At 68.9% G+C, this 13007-nt stretch carries 19 protein-coding genes; 5 read left to right on the top strand and 14 right to left on the bottom strand.

Annotation, left to right across the window (positions count from 1 at the left end; translation table 11 throughout):
• Window positions 1–185: 185 nt before the first annotated feature.
• The 10 genes from asd to MX571_RS11155 all read right to left on the bottom strand — a co-directional run bounded on the left by asd (window position 186) and on the right by MX571_RS11155 (window position 7062).
• Window positions 186–1223 (bottom strand): aspartate-semialdehyde dehydrogenase, encoded by a 1038-nt coding sequence (asd, locus tag MX571_RS11200; protein ID WP_247416671.1) that lies wholly within the window; start codon window positions 1221–1223, stop codon window positions 186–188.
• Between the two features lie 104 nt (window positions 1224–1327).
• Window positions 1328–2824, bottom strand: coding sequence for an MATE family efflux transporter (locus MX571_RS11195; RefSeq protein ID WP_247416668.1), 1497 nt, complete (start codon window positions 2822–2824; stop codon window positions 1328–1330).
• 201 nt (window positions 2825–3025) lie between these two features.
• Window positions 3026–3214 carry a 30S ribosomal protein S17e gene (locus tag MX571_RS11190; protein ID WP_247416665.1) on the bottom strand — a complete coding sequence of 63 codons (189 nt, stop codon included), beginning with the start codon at window positions 3212–3214 and terminating at the stop codon, window positions 3026–3028.
• Between the two features lie 113 nt (window positions 3215–3327).
• Window positions 3328–3573 (bottom strand): gas vesicle protein GvpM, encoded by a 246-nt coding sequence (gvpM, locus tag MX571_RS11185; RefSeq protein WP_247416663.1) that lies wholly within the window; start codon window positions 3571–3573, stop codon window positions 3328–3330.
• Complete coding sequence (gvpL, locus tag MX571_RS11180) at window positions 3560–4456, bottom strand: gas vesicle protein GvpL (RefSeq protein ID WP_247416661.1); 897 nt, start codon at window positions 4454–4456, stop codon at window positions 3560–3562. Before gvpL ends, gvpM begins: the two co-directional genes overlap by 14 nt.
• Window positions 4453–4740 (bottom strand): gas vesicle protein GvpK, encoded by a 288-nt coding sequence (gene gvpK, locus MX571_RS11175; protein WP_247416659.1) that lies wholly within the window; start codon window positions 4738–4740, stop codon window positions 4453–4455. Before gvpK ends, gvpL begins: the two co-directional genes overlap by 4 nt.
• Window positions 4727–5332: a gas vesicle protein GvpJ gene (gene gvpJ, locus MX571_RS22420; protein WP_282594484.1), complete on the bottom strand. Its 606-nt coding sequence runs from the start codon at window positions 5330–5332 to the stop codon at window positions 4727–4729. The genes gvpK and gvpJ overlap by 14 nt, the downstream gene beginning before the upstream one ends.
• Window positions 5325–6191: a hypothetical protein gene (locus MX571_RS11165; RefSeq protein ID WP_247416657.1), complete on the bottom strand. Its 867-nt coding sequence runs from the start codon at window positions 6189–6191 to the stop codon at window positions 5325–5327. The genes gvpJ and MX571_RS11165 overlap by 8 nt, the downstream gene beginning before the upstream one ends.
• Window positions 6188–6442 carry a gas vesicle protein GvpG gene (gvpG, locus tag MX571_RS11160; RefSeq protein WP_247416655.1) on the bottom strand — a complete coding sequence of 85 codons (255 nt, stop codon included), beginning with the start codon at window positions 6440–6442 and terminating at the stop codon, window positions 6188–6190. Before gvpG ends, MX571_RS11165 begins: the two co-directional genes overlap by 4 nt.
• The gene (locus MX571_RS11155) at window positions 6439–7062 is read right to left on the bottom strand and encodes a GvpL/GvpF family gas vesicle protein (RefSeq protein WP_247416653.1); all 624 of its coding nucleotides are present in this window, start codon (window positions 7060–7062) and stop codon (window positions 6439–6441) included. The genes gvpG and MX571_RS11155 overlap by 4 nt, the downstream gene beginning before the upstream one ends.
• A gap of 144 nt (window positions 7063–7206) precedes the next feature.
• Here MX571_RS11155 and gvpA point away from each other — a divergent pair, with 144 nt between their 5' ends.
• On the top strand, window positions 7207–7494 hold the full coding sequence (gene gvpA / locus MX571_RS11150; protein ID WP_247416651.1) for a gas vesicle protein GvpA: 288 nt from the start codon (window positions 7207–7209) through the stop codon (window positions 7492–7494).
• Between the two features lie 11 nt (window positions 7495–7505).
• Window positions 7506–8033 (top strand): gas vesicle protein GvpO, halophile-type, encoded by a 528-nt coding sequence (gene gvpO / locus MX571_RS22415; protein ID WP_282594483.1) that lies wholly within the window; start codon window positions 7506–7508, stop codon window positions 8031–8033.
• A 6-nt stretch (window positions 8034–8039) separates the two neighbouring features.
• Here the strand turns inward: gvpO and MX571_RS11135 are convergent, their stop codons facing one another.
• Genes MX571_RS11135 through cofD form a run of 4 tightly spaced genes read right to left on the bottom strand, consistent with a single transcriptional unit; the run spans window position 8040 to window position 11393 of the window.
• On the bottom strand, window positions 8040–8690 hold the full coding sequence (locus MX571_RS11135) for a DUF447 domain-containing protein (protein ID WP_379751703.1): 651 nt from the start codon (window positions 8688–8690) through the stop codon (window positions 8040–8042).
• Window positions 8687–9559 (bottom strand): triphosphoribosyl-dephospho-CoA synthase, encoded by an 873-nt coding sequence (locus MX571_RS11130; protein ID WP_247416649.1) that lies wholly within the window; start codon window positions 9557–9559, stop codon window positions 8687–8689. The genes MX571_RS11135 and MX571_RS11130 overlap by 4 nt, the downstream gene beginning before the upstream one ends.
• On the bottom strand, window positions 9556–10401 hold the full coding sequence (locus tag MX571_RS11125) for a tRNA-dihydrouridine synthase (protein ID WP_247416648.1): 846 nt from the start codon (window positions 10399–10401) through the stop codon (window positions 9556–9558). The genes MX571_RS11130 and MX571_RS11125 overlap by 4 nt, the downstream gene beginning before the upstream one ends.
• Window positions 10401–11393 carry a 2-phospho-L-lactate transferase gene (gene cofD / locus MX571_RS11120; protein WP_247416646.1) on the bottom strand — a complete coding sequence of 331 codons (993 nt, stop codon included), beginning with the start codon at window positions 11391–11393 and terminating at the stop codon, window positions 10401–10403. The genes MX571_RS11125 and cofD overlap by 1 nt, the downstream gene beginning before the upstream one ends.
• A gap of 103 nt (window positions 11394–11496) precedes the next feature.
• Between cofD and MX571_RS11115 the strand changes: the two genes are divergently transcribed.
• The 3 genes from MX571_RS11115 to MX571_RS11105 all read left to right on the top strand — a co-directional run bounded on the left by MX571_RS11115 (window position 11497) and on the right by MX571_RS11105 (window position 12988).
• Window positions 11497–11814: a hypothetical protein gene (locus MX571_RS11115; RefSeq protein WP_247416644.1), complete on the top strand. Its 318-nt coding sequence runs from the start codon at window positions 11497–11499 to the stop codon at window positions 11812–11814.
• 116 nt (window positions 11815–11930) lie between these two features.
• Window positions 11931–12536: a DUF6230 family protein gene (locus MX571_RS11110; protein WP_247416642.1), complete on the top strand. Its 606-nt coding sequence runs from the start codon at window positions 11931–11933 to the stop codon at window positions 12534–12536.
• Window positions 12533–12988 carry a DUF6114 domain-containing protein gene (locus MX571_RS11105; RefSeq protein ID WP_247416640.1) on the top strand — a complete coding sequence of 152 codons (456 nt, stop codon included), beginning with the start codon at window positions 12533–12535 and terminating at the stop codon, window positions 12986–12988. The genes MX571_RS11110 and MX571_RS11105 overlap by 4 nt, the downstream gene beginning before the upstream one ends.
• Window positions 12989–13007: the final 19 nt, after the last annotated feature.

Raw genomic sequence — 13007 nt, 5'->3', positions numbered from 1 at the left:
ACGATAAAACGAAAGGTCAGGGCGACGTGTCCCGGTGGCTCCACCCCGGTGTAGACTGGTCAGAGATGTCAGCGTCCGTGCGAGCGAACGCGAGTGAGCAGTCGAATTTTTCGTGCAGGGTTTTCGAGGAGTGGTGGCCGGAGCGAGTGGAGCGAGCGAGGACACCCGACGAAGAAAACGGTGCCCTAGATGTAGCCGCTGTCCGCGAGCAGTTCGCCGTTGAGGACGCTCGCGCCCGCCGCGCCGCGGATGGTGTTGTGGGCGAGGCAGTTGTACTGGACGCCGCCGGACGTCTCGCGGAACCCGCCCGCGGTGACGGCCATCCCGTCGCCGTGCATCCGGTCGAGGCGGGGCTGTGGACGTTCGGGCTCCTCGAAGACGTGGATGAGGGGGTCGGGCGAAGAGGGCAGGTCGAGACTCGGGAACTCGCGCATCGCGTCGGCGGCCTCGTCGTCGCTCGCGTCCTCGCTCAGGTCGGCCCAGACGTTCTCCAGGTGGCCGTCGAGCGTCGGGATGCGGTTACAGGAGGCGGCGACGTCGGCGTCGTGCCACGACACCGTCGCCCCGTCGAACGAGCCGAGCAGTTTGCGTGCCTCGGACTCCATCTTCTGCTCCTCGCCGCCGATGTGCGGGATGGCGTTGTCGATGATCTCCATCGAGGTGACGCCGTCGTAGCCCGCACCGGAGACGGCCTGGAGCGTCGAGACCCGGACCGCGTCGATGCCGAACGCGCGGTCGAGCGCGGCGAGGGTCGGCACCATCGTAATGGTCGAGCAGTTCGGGTTCTTCACGAGTGCGCCGTCCCAGCCGCGCTCGTCGCGCTGTACTTCGAGGAGGTCGAGGTGGTCGGCGTTGACCTCGGGGATGACGAGCGGCACGTCGTCGGCGTTCCGGTCGTTCGAGGAGTTCGAGGAGACGACGTAGCCCGCCTCGCAGAGGTCGGGTTCGACCCGTTCGCCGACCGAGGACGGGAGCGAGGAGAACAGGAGGTCGACGTCGTCCGGGATGGCGTCGGGGTCGGTGGCGACCACGGTCTGCTCGGCGACCTCGTCCGGGATGGGGACGTCGAGTCGCCACTTCGCGGCGTCGCGGTAGGTCCGGCCCGCGCTGTCCTCGCTCGCGGTGAGTGCGACGATGTCGAACTCGGAGTGCGGGTCGAGGAGCTGTACGAGTCGCTGGCCGACGGCCCCGGTCGCGCCGAGGATTCCAGCAGTGTGAGACATTGCCGTGGCTCGGGCCGAGCGACTGAAAACGGTTGTGATGCGGGCGAAAACGGACGGTGCAAGGGTTCGTCAGTTGTCAGACCCGCGCGGCCGCGACCGACGGGTCAGTCGTCGTCGGTCGGCGCGCCGCGTGCCCCGGTCGTCGCGTCCGCGTCGCGCCACGACCCCGTCCGGTACCACGAGAACGCGATGAGCGCGCCCAGCGCGTTCGAGACGAGGAACGCCGCCCAGACACCCTGGCGCGGAAGTTCGAACACGCCGGGGACGTACTGCGAGGCGACCCACGCGAACGGCAGGCGGATGACCGCCAGCGTCGCGATGGAGATGACCGCCGCGACGAGCGTCTTGCCCGCCCCGCGGAACGCGCCGGTGTAGGCACGGAGGACGCCGATGAAGCCGAACGACGGGGCGACCCAGCGCAGGAACTCCGCCCCGACCTCGACGACCTGCGCGTCGTCGGTGAACGCGTTGACGATGGGTTCGGGGAACAGGAAGACGACGACGCCCATCGTCGAGAGCGCGACGAACATCGCGCCCGACGCGAGCGCGGCCGACCGCTCGGCGCGGTCCGGTTTCCCCGCGCCGATGTTCTGCCCGGCCATCGTCTCGACGCCGCGACCGACCGCGATGGCCGGGAGGAAGATGACCGAGAACACCCGGACGCCGATGCCGAACGCGGCGACGACGTACTGGGGGAACAGGCTCACGATGACCAGAAACAGGTTCACCGAGAGCGCGCGACCGGTTCCCTCGATGGACGCCGGGACGCCGAGCGCGACGATACGCCGGGCGTACTCCAGGTCGGGGGCCATGTCGGTGAGGTGGATCTTGATCCCGCGCGTCCCGCGGAACATGATGGACAGACCGACGACCATAGCCAGCGCGCGCGAGACGATGGTGGCGACGGCTGCACCGGCGATACCCCACCCGGTGAAGTCGGTCGACGCGAGCAGCGACGACTCCAGGCCCTCCAGCCCCAGGATACTGAACAGCGGGTTGCCGTCGAACCCGAAGATGAGCACCGGGTCGATGAGGATGTTGAGCACGACCGTCCCGAGCATGACGAGCATGGGCGTGACGGTGTCGCCCGCGCCGCGCATCAGCGAGATGAAGATGAAGAAGCCGAACATGAACGGCAGCCCCAGCGCGATGACCTGCATGTAGCTCGTCGCCGCGGGGAGCGTCTCCGCGGACGCGCCGAGCAGCCTGAGGAAGTCCTCTACGAAGAAGAAGCCGGCCACGCCGGCGACGGTGCTCACGGCCAGCGAGAACGTCACCGTCTGCGAGGCGGCGTACTCCGCTGCGCGCGTGTCGCCCTTCCCCGTGTTCTGCGCCACGAGGATGCTCCCCGCGACGGAGACGCCCATCCCCAGCGAGATGAGCAGGAACACCATCGGGAACGCGAACGTGATGGCCGCGAGCGCCGTCGTCGAGAACTGCCCGAGCCAGAACGTGTCCGCGAGGTTGTACGCCGTCTGGAGCAGGTTCGTCACGACGATGGGCAGCGAGAGGAAGAACAGCGGCCACCCGATACCACCCTCGGTCAGATTCACCTCCTCCTGTCCGCCGAAGGCTCGCGAGAGCCGTTCTCGCAGACTCACCGCACCACCCGCTGTCGGAGCGACGGTTGCACGTACATCGGTTGCTGACTGAACGGTTAGTCAGCCCGCCGGTAATACGTTTCGACTCCGGCGGCGGACCCGCCGCTGTAGGTGCGTCGGCAGCCCTCGACGTGTACCCTGCGACGAAGAGACGCGTCGCTCGACGGCGTAACTACGGTCGGTGCAGGCGAGAGAACGGAGTTACTCGACGGAGCCGCCCTTCTTGCGGGTGATGTAGCCCGCGACCCGGTTGCGAACCTCCTTCGAGTCGATGTTCGTGAGGTCGGTGACGGCGTCCTTGTTGTGTTCGAAGTCGTTCCCGAACGCTTCGTCGTACTTCTCAAGCAGCGTCGTCGCCGTCTTCTTCACGTAGGCGGGTTTGATGGCCATACCCGTCCGTCTCGTCGGCGCGGCTAAAAGAGTTCGTCTTCGCCGTGGGCCCGTGACGGGGCCACACACCGGAGAGTGGGACGGGGAGCCTGTCGTCCGGGCGCGACCGTCGGTCACTCGATTCTGGTCGGCTGGCCCGACTCCCGCTCGACCGCTCGCGTTCGCGTCTCCTCGTCCCAGTCGGTCAGCAGACCGTACTCCGTCATCGTGTCCATCCCGGCGAGCGCCGCCCTGAGTTGCAGTCCCACCAGCGGTATCTCCGCGACGCTGATGATGACGTCCGCCTGCAGGACGACGCCGTCGCGCAGGATGACGTCCAGCAGGTCGACGACGGCGTCGTCGCCCCTACGCGGTTTCATCGTCGACCTCCGGGACGAACGAGTACGGCGGCCACGGACCGGTGAAGCGCACCGAGACGCCCTCCTCGGCCGCCACGTCGTCGAGGATGGCCCCGACGGCGTCGACGCCCTCGTCGTCCGCGAGCAGCGTCAACCGAGCCTGTACGGTCCCCTCGCGGTCGGGCGTGTCGCCGAGCGTCGTCGTCGGGTCGTCGAGTTCCTGCACCTCGCGTGCGTGGGCGGCGACGTCCTCGGCCAGCGACTCGGTCCGGGCCGCCCGGCGCTCGCGTCGGAGTTCCGTCAGGCGCTGGTCGTACTGCTTGTCGACGAGGAACGCCGTCCCCTCCTCCGAGTCGTCGCGCTGGTCGGCGAGTTCCTGCAGGCGGTCGTCCGTCTCCGCGAGGTGCTCGTCGAGCGTCTCCTCGTCGACGAGCACCTCGATACGGTACTCCGCACAGCCCGCCAGGTCGCCGAGGATGTCCGCGAGTCGGTCACCTCGCTCGGTCAGCCACGACCGGACCGTCCCGTCGTCGCCCTGCACGATGGTGTCGAAACGGAACGGGACGGGCGTCCCGAACTCCTCGGTGGCCGCGTCGACGATAGCCTGGTGTGAGAGCAGCCACCCCTGCACCTCGGTCGGGTCCTCGGAGTCGTAGAGGCCGGCGCAGTCGTGGACGAGGAGGCCGACGTCACCCTCGGCGAGCAGTCGGACCGGTTCGTCGTCGACGCCGAGCAGGTCCAGCGAGCGGTCGTCGCTCCCCTCCTCGACCGCGACGGCGCAGTAGCAGTATCGCGCCTCGTCGCTCTCGGTGGAGGCCGCCGCGTCCGTCTCGGCGGTGGCCGCCGCGTCCGCCTCGTCGGCGTCCTCGCCAGCATCGTCCGTCGCGTCGGTGGCGTCGGTCATCGGTCCACCTGCAGCATCGCGTCCCGGACGAGGCCGTCGAGGTCGCCGCGCAACTCGTCGACCGAGTCCTCGATGTCGTGGAGCTCCTTCAGGCGTTCCACCTCGTCTTCCAGCGCCGCGAGCTGCTGGCCGACCCGCTCTATCTCCTCGTCTGAGAGCGACCCCGACTCCATGCGCCGGATGGCCTCGCGTTCCATGGCCTCCACTACCAGTTCGACCACCGTAACGACGAGGGCGACGATGCCGTCACCCGCCGCCTCGCCGTCGATGTCAATCTGCGTCATCCGCCTCCGGCGATTCGGTCTCCGCTTCGTCGCCCGATTCGTCCTCGCTGTCGGCGTCGTTCTCGGCGGGGGCGCCCTCCGCCGACTCGTTCTCTGTCGTCTCGCTCTCGGCGGCGTCGGTCTCGTCCGAGGATTCGTCGCCGTCCCCGGCCGTCTCGTCGGCGACCGTCTCCGCCACCTCCTCGACCGCTTCGGCGGCCGAGTCGGGGTCCTCCTCGTCCTCGTCCGCTCGCGGTCGTCCGCTCACGCCCCCTCGACTCGGACTGCGGACCGAGATGGGTGCGCCGTCGCCGTCGACCTCCTCGCCCTCCTCGATGGGTTTCCGGCCCGACGCCTCCTCGATGCGCTTGGCGTCGGTGCCGTCGGGGAACTGCAGACCGTACTTCGCGGCCGTCTCGAAGGAGGCGAGCGCCGCCCGGATGTGGATGCCGAGCAGTTCCGTCTCGCCGACCGACACCGCGATGTCGGCGTTGATGACGACGCCCTTGTCGAGTAGCAGTTCGACGACGTCCGCGAGGCTGTCGCCCTCGCGGGTCGGGCCGGGCGTGCGGGTCTTGCGGTTCGGTCGGGTCGTGTCGTCGTCCTCAGGCATCGTCACCCTCCGTGTCCTCCGCCGGGTCCTCGAAGCGGCTCCCGTAGATGCGTTTGCGGTTCGGAGCCGACGAGTAGCGCGTCTCCATCGGAACCGTCGAGTGCTTCGCGGCCTCCCCGATGTCCGACCGGGAGGCGGCCATCGTCGAGAACGCCGTCGGGTTGCGCGAGTCCGGCTGTCCGACGCTCGACGTCTTCTGGCCGAGTTCCTCGCGGCGTTTCACCAGCTGTTTCCGGGCGTCGAGGACGCCCTCCCGGAACTCGTCGACGGCGTCGCGCATCTGCATCTGGATGACCGTCTGCATCGAGTCCGACTCCGCGGCGTCCGCGAAGTCGTCCCACTCCACCTCCAGGTCGTCGTCGCCGTCGTCCGCGTCGTCCATCTGCTCGCCGACGTACCCCTTCCACTCCGCGAGGGCCTCTTCCCCGAGGGCGTCCTCGATGGCCGCCTCCAGTTCCTCGGCGTTGCGCCAGAACTCCCGGACGTCGACGGCGTCCCACAGGTCGCCGAGTTCGAGGACGTCGAGCAGCTCCGACTTGTCGACGGCGTCGCCCGCGTCGCCCGAGACGATGGCCCTCGCGATGGACTCGACGTCGATAGCGTCGGGCAGTTCGCGCAGGTCGACGGCGTCGGGCAGGTCGTCGCCGTCGACGGTCGAGGCGAGTTCGTCGGCCTCCGTCGCCACGGCTTCGAGGTCGTCCAGCGCCGCCAGCGCGTCCTCGGCCGACCCGGACGCCAGCGACGTGACGATCTGCAGCAGGTCCTCGCGCGCCCGGTCGGCGAGGTCGATATCGTCGTCAGCGCTACTGTCGCCGTCGTCGGCAGGAGTGTCGTCGGCGGGGGTGTCATCGGGTGTCATTGGCGCACCTCGATGCGGCCGCTCAGCTGTTCGCGGGCCTGTTCGGCGACGTCGAGTCGCTGCTCGATGTCCGCGCGTCGTTCCTCGTACTCCGCTTCGGAGAGCTCCCCGAGTTCGAACAGCAGGCGGTTCTCCTTCAGTTCGTCCTGGAGCGCTTCGGTGTCGTACATCCCCTCGATGGCCATCGCGTGGATGACGTTGAGGAGGCCGAAGAACGGTCGGACGAGCAGGTCGTCGACGATGAACGTCATTGTGCCTCGATTGCGATGTCGACGAAGTTGTACGGTGCCCACGGCCCCGTGTACTGGAGCGTCAGGTCGTCGTACTCCTCGTCGAGTTCGGTCACGGCCTCGTCGAACGCCTCCCGCTCCTCGCGCTCGACGAGGTACGACCGGTTCACCACGAGTCGGTCCGAGAACAGGTCGTTGACGATGGTGCCGACGCTCACCGGTTCGAGTCGGTCGTCGACCACCTGGCCCATCTCCTCGCGGTCGTAGTGGGCGTCCTCGTCGGCGACGAACTTGACGCCGAGTTCCATCGTCCCCTCGATGTCGCTCAGCGACCGGGAGAACGTCGGTCGGCCCGTCCTGAGGATGTTCTTGAGGGGGCGCTTCCCCTTGAACACCATCCCGAACTGCATCGGGACGACGGTACGTTCGGCGTCGACCATCACCGCACGGAGGACGTCGTCGTGAGCGCGGACGTTCTCGTCGGTCCGCTCGGGCTCCATATCGCCGATGTCCGAGACGACGGCTGCGAGTGGCCCGTGCGAGACGGTGTAGACGTGGTCGGCACCCTCGACACCGGTCACGTCCAGTTCGATGTCGCCGTCGTCGGGAGTGACGCCGTACGCGTAAAGATTGTCGCTCATCCGCTATCGTGCGCGGCTTCGACGGAGCCGAACCAAAAGACGGTGCCTGCGAGTGAAAGGCCCGGCTCACCACCTTCGAATGGAAACCGGTACCGGCCTGTGCAGGCAACAGGGACTACCGACCAGTTCGACTCTCGATAAGCGATGGCAACTCAATCACCGAATGCGTCGAGTCTCGCCGAAGTCCTCGACCGAATCCTGGACAAGGGGATGGTCATCGACGTGTGGGCACGCGTCTCGGTAGTCGGTATCGAGATCCTGACCGTCGAAGCGCGCGTCGTGGTCGCCTCCGTGGACACGTTCATCCACTACGCACAACAGATATCGATGATAGAACAGGCGAGCCAGTCCGGCGAACTGGAAGACATGCAGGACCTCGAGACCGGCGTGGGCGCAATCGAGCCCCGCGCTATCGAGGTCGAGGAACAGTAGCGCCCTGACCGATGGCCGAGGCCGAGTCCGAACAGTGTCGGGCGCTCACCGGTGCGGGGGAGCGGTGCACCCGTCAAGCACAGGACGACGGTTTCTGTCACCAGCACGACGACGACGACCCGACCATCGATGACGAGGAACACGACGACACGACGGACGAAGCGAGCGACGACGAACAGCAGGACTCGACGGGGGGCGGCATGAGCGACACCGAGAGTGGCGACGACGCCACCGACGGTGGCACGAACGGTGACGGCGACGTCGGCCTAATCGACGTCCGCAACACCGTCCGGTCGAACGCGGGTCAACTCATCGGCCACCCGTTCGACGCGCTCATCGAGGTCGGTCGACGGCGCGACGAGGACGGCGACCCAGAGGGGTGGATCGCCGTCGTCGAGGTCGTCGAGCGCAAGTCGATTCCCGACACGCAGGACATCCTCGGCCGGTACGAGATAGACCTCGACGAGAGCGGCCAGTTCGAGGCGTACCGCCGCATCCAGCGACTCCACCGCGGCGACACCGGCGAATCCGAACTGTAGTCGGTCTCAGTCCGGAGACGTGTCGAGCGTCGTCTCGAACCGTTCCCACGCTTCTCTCTCGCGGCGACCGCCGCACGACTCGACGACGGACGCGAAGTAGCGGATGCGCTCGCGGAGCGTCTCGTCGTCGTACCCGGGGACGCCCAGTCGCGAGGCTGCGACGGTCGCCTCGACGACGGCCGCGTGCGCCCGGTTCGTCGTCGGGACGACGCGGCGTTCGACCACACTCTCGATAGGGGTCAGCGTCCACTCGACCCACTGGGTCCCATCGCGCTCGCCGTCCGCTCGCTCCTCCACCTCGACGCGCACCCACGCGTCGGCGCTCTCCAGAACGGGGTCGGCCTCCTCGCGGACCGTACACGCCGCCTCCACGAAGTCGACGGGGTGGCGCGTGAACTGGACGTACCCCTCGCCGCGCTCCCGGAAGTTCCGCCAGGTCCGCGTCCGGCCCCACGTTCGTGCGGTCACCGGCGCGTCGACCACGCCCTCGTCCTCGTCTTCGGGGGCGAACAGTCCCAGCGCCGCGACGTTCCAGCGCTCGTTCGGCCCGCGCGTCGTGACGACGGACTCCCGCACGCCGTCCCACCTGACCGGCCAGTCGGCGGGCACGCCCGCGGTGGCGTCTCCCTCACTCTCGCCACCGTCCGAGTCGGTCACACCTCGACCCCTCGTTCCAGCGCGACGAACAGCGCGGCCGCGACGAGGTCGGCCGTCGTGCCGGGGTTGATACCGCGCTCGACGAACTCCTCGGCGAGCGATGCAGCGTCCTCCTCGCCCGCCAGCACCGCCTGTGCGCGCTCGGTCGCCTCGCGCGCGGCGGCCTCGTCGCTGGTCGTCGCGACGAACGTGTCCACCTCGTCGGCGAGCAGGTGGAGGAACGCTCGCGCACCGCGTTCGGAGACCGGTCCGTCGTCGGCGACGACGCGTTCTGCGGCCTCGAACGTCCGGGGGAACCCGTCGGTCCACTCGCGGGCGACGCCGTCACCGTCGCCGCTTCGCTCCATGAGGTCGGCGAGCGTCAGGTCACGCTCCCGGACCATCGGAATCGCGTCGCTCCCCCGGCGGACGTCGAGGTCGGCCATCCCCTCGGGCGGGTCGTCGACGGCGACGCCGACGTGGTCGAACGCCCGGTAGAACGAGCAGGCGTCCTCGACGGTCGTCTCGGCGACGACCCGTCGAACGCCCTCGGACGAGAGGTCGTCGCGACTCGCCGCCCGGACGAGCGGGCAGAGCGCCAGCAGCGCGCCGAACTGGGTGTTGCCGCCCCGCTGTTCGGTCATCCCCGCGACCGCCCGCTCGAACGCCTCGCCCAGCGGTCCCGACCCGGCCGCGAGACGGAGGCCGGGAGCCGCGCCGACGGCCCCCGCGAGGAAGTGGTCGAAGTGGAGGTCCGGGTGGTCGCGCAGTCGGTCGACGTTCCCCGGCTTCGGCGTCCCCGCGACTTCGAGGAGCAGGGCGAGTTCCGCGTTCCGGGCCGCGTCGCGCCGCGGGACGGTGGCCTCGTCGGTCGAACTGCGGTCGCTCATCGCCCCTCCGTCGCCCGTGCGTCCGGTCGGGTCGAGCGGTCGGCGTCGTTCGACGCTCGCCGGGCGAACCAGTCGTCGGTCGCTCGCCGGACCCGACGCAGGACGCGGGGGTCGTCGCTCGGTCGCCCGACGCTCACCGCGTCCGCGCCGAGGTCGAGGTACTCCTCGACCGTCTCCCGGTCCCGGACGCCGTTGTTCGCCACCACGAACGCGTCGCAGGAGTCGACGACATCGCCGACCACGGACTCGGAGTCCATCGCGTCCACGTGGAGGACGCTCGCGCCCGCGTCGACCACTCGCGGCGCGAGCGTCGGGAGGTCCACGTCGTCGACCTCCGTACGGACCTTGACGCTCACCGTCGCGCCCGCCTCCGTCGCGACCCGAACCTGTTCGCGGAGGCGTTCCGGGTCGCGCAGTAGCGTTTCGCCCGCGCCCGCGGCGCACATCTCGGCCTGCCGGCAGTGGGCGTTCAGTTCGAGGAGCGCGTCGTGGTCGGCACAGACCCCGGCGACCTCCCGAATCGGGTCGAGCGTCGCGCTCCTGACGTTCATCGCGGCACGAATCGGTGTGTCGGCGAGGGCGGTCAACTGCGCGTCGACGAACGCGACCGGGTCGTCGGGCAGGAACTCCTCGCGGTCGCGGGCGACGAGGTCGCGGGCGGCGTCGCGGGTCGCCTCGTCGAGTGCGATACCGCCGAGGAACGCACATCCCGCGAACTCGCTCGCCGCTCGCGCCCACTCCGCGTCCGCTGCCCCGGAGAGGCTGGCGAGCGCGACGCGCGGCTCGAAGGGGTCGACCGGTGCGGATAGCGAGGCGTTCGAGGACTGCTCACCTCCAGCCATCAGGCCACCTCGTCGAGCGCCTCCCGGACCGCGCGGGCGACGCGCTCGCTGTCGGCGGGCGAGTCGAGCGTCGTGTCGGTGTGGACGACAGGCCGGTCGAGGTCGGTCGGGTCGTCGTCGTCCAGCACGAACGCGTCGGCGAACGGGTAGGCATCGGCGACGCCCCCGGTCGATGGCTCCCGACCCGTCGCGGCCATCAGGTCCGCCGCGGGTCCCGAGAACACCCGTTCGCCGACGAACGGCGAGACGGCGACGACCGGCGTCGAGTCGAGCGCCGCCCGGAACTCGTCGAGTGCGAGCATCGGGCCGATGCTCGTGACGGGGTTGGAGGGACCGACGACGACCGGCGCGTCCAGCGCCTCCCGGACGGCGGGCGTGACGCTCGCCCCCTCGGCCCCCCGGAACTCCACGTCCTCGACGGTCGGGTCGCCGCCGCGCGCGACCCACCACTCCTGGAAGTGCATCGGTCCGTCGGGCGTGTGGACGATGGTGGCGACCGGGTCGTCGCTCATCGGCAGGAGCGTGCGGTCGACGTCGAAGGCGTCGCAGAGGATGCGGGTCGCCTCGGTGAGGGTGTGGCCCTCGTCGAGGAGGCCCGTCCGCGTGAGGTGGACGGCCCGGTCGTAGTCGCCGATGTACATGAACTCCGCCACGCCCGAGAAGCGTCGCCAGCGGGCGATGGCTCGGCCAGCGGTCTGTGCCTCCGTCGGGAGGTAGCGCGGTTCCGTGTCGAGGTCGGCGCGCTCCGCGAGGTCGTGCAGGCACTCGTGGGTCGTCCCGGCGTCGTCCGCGATACCCCACCAGGTGTCCCGGTCGAGGACGTCGCCGTCGAGGAAGAGCATCGTGTCGAGGTCCGGCGAGACGAGGTGGCCCGCGATCTCCACGTCGTCCCCGGTGTTCCCGACGGCCGTCGTCTCCGACGGCGGGAACACGGCGTCGGCTCCCGACAGCAGCTTGGGCGTCCCCGTCCCGCCCGCGAGAAACGTCGTCATGGGGCGGTGTTGTGCGGTTGCGGGCTTGTATCTGACTGTCACGCGGCCCTGCTTGCGTCTCCCGGCCACCACACATACGGACCCTCCACGAGTGCCGTGGACCATGACGCTCCAGACCTACCGGCTCGTCATCGACGAGACGAACGCGACGGACGGCGTGACCATCGACCTCTACGATGAGGACGACCTGCTCGCCGCCTCGGACCGCCTCCCGTACGGCGACCTCGGTCTGGAGACCGTCGACGGCGAGGACCGCCCCGACGCCATCGAACGCGAGACCACCGCCGACGTGCGGACCGTCTCCCTCGACGTCCAGCGACAGGACGGCGCGTTCGAAGTCCGCGTCCTCGGCGACACCGACGAGCGCCTGTTGACCGAGCGCGTCGCGGATAGCGACTGGAAGCTCACGCCGGCAGAATAGTTTACATCATTTCGTGACTGTCTCCCTTTCTTTTCGTTTTCCTGGGGGCGACTTAAACGACCGGGAATAACCCATACAAGGGTTAGGGTGGGACGTGTAGTGTGTCGTGATAGACCATGGCGATTGACAAACGGCGATTCGCGGTCGTGTTCGCTGTCGGGAACATCCTGCTGCTGGGCGTCGGCGCCTCCATCGTGATGGGTGGCGTCGCAGTGGCAGTTCCGACGGCAGGGGTCGGAGGGTTCACCGTCGAGTTCGACGAACTGCAGGGACAGGGGTTCCAGCAGTACGCGAGTGTCGAGAACAACTCCGAGTGCGCGGCGTACCCGTCGTTCGTCGCGCAGATAGATAGCGGGACCATCGAGGGTCTCAACCTGTACAAGGACATCGAGGTGCCGATGACCGACGACACCATGCGGATGTCCATCAAGTCGGACCAGACGGCGGAGTTCAGCGGTCTGACCCAGAAGGCGACGTACCTCAACGCCGACCTGACGTTCGACGAGGGCCAGACCATCAAGGCCGGTGCGCCGTCGTCCGACGTGCAGAACCAGATCGGCCTGTCGGCACCCGCAGTGGTCATCGAGGACGCGACCATCAAGTCCCAGGCGCAGTTCGTCAACTCCATCACGCTGCCGGGGACGCAGGTCCACACGACCATCAACCCGAACGAGACGGCCGACACGCCCAAGACCGCCTGCGCCGCACCTAACGGCTCATGAGCGCAATCTCGTCGGTCAAGCAGTCCAGACCCGTCCGGACGGCCGCCGGATACCGGTCGCGCTTCCAGACGTGGAAGCGCGCACGGCCGTTCTGGGGGGGCCTCCTGCTGACGCTGTCGGGTCTCGTCATCGGTATCATCCCGATGGACCTGGCGATGAAGTTCGCGCTCATCCCGACCGAGTTCGCGTTCGTGGGCCTCATCTTCGCCATCTTCGTGGTGCTGTGTGGCCTGTTCGCCCTGGCGAAGCCACCGCTCGCCGAGTTCTTCGGCGCGGCGGGGATGCTCATCAGCATCATCTCGATATTCGGGGCGCTCGGTGGGTTCGTGGTCGGAACCGTGCTTGGCATCCTGGGCGGGTCGCTCTGCATCGCCTGGGTCGGCCCGGACGAGCAGGCGAGCGAGACGACGGAGCAGTCCGCGGACACCACGGCGGCGGAGACGACCGACTGAGCGGTCCCTCGCTCGCCGC

Source organism: Halomarina salina, from assembly GCF_023074835.1.
GTDB classification, from domain to species: domain Archaea; phylum Halobacteriota; class Halobacteria; order Halobacteriales; family Haloarculaceae; genus Halomarina; species Halomarina salina.
Note: the sequence above shows the minus strand (reverse complement) of the source record. Positions and strands in the feature narration are given on the sequence as shown.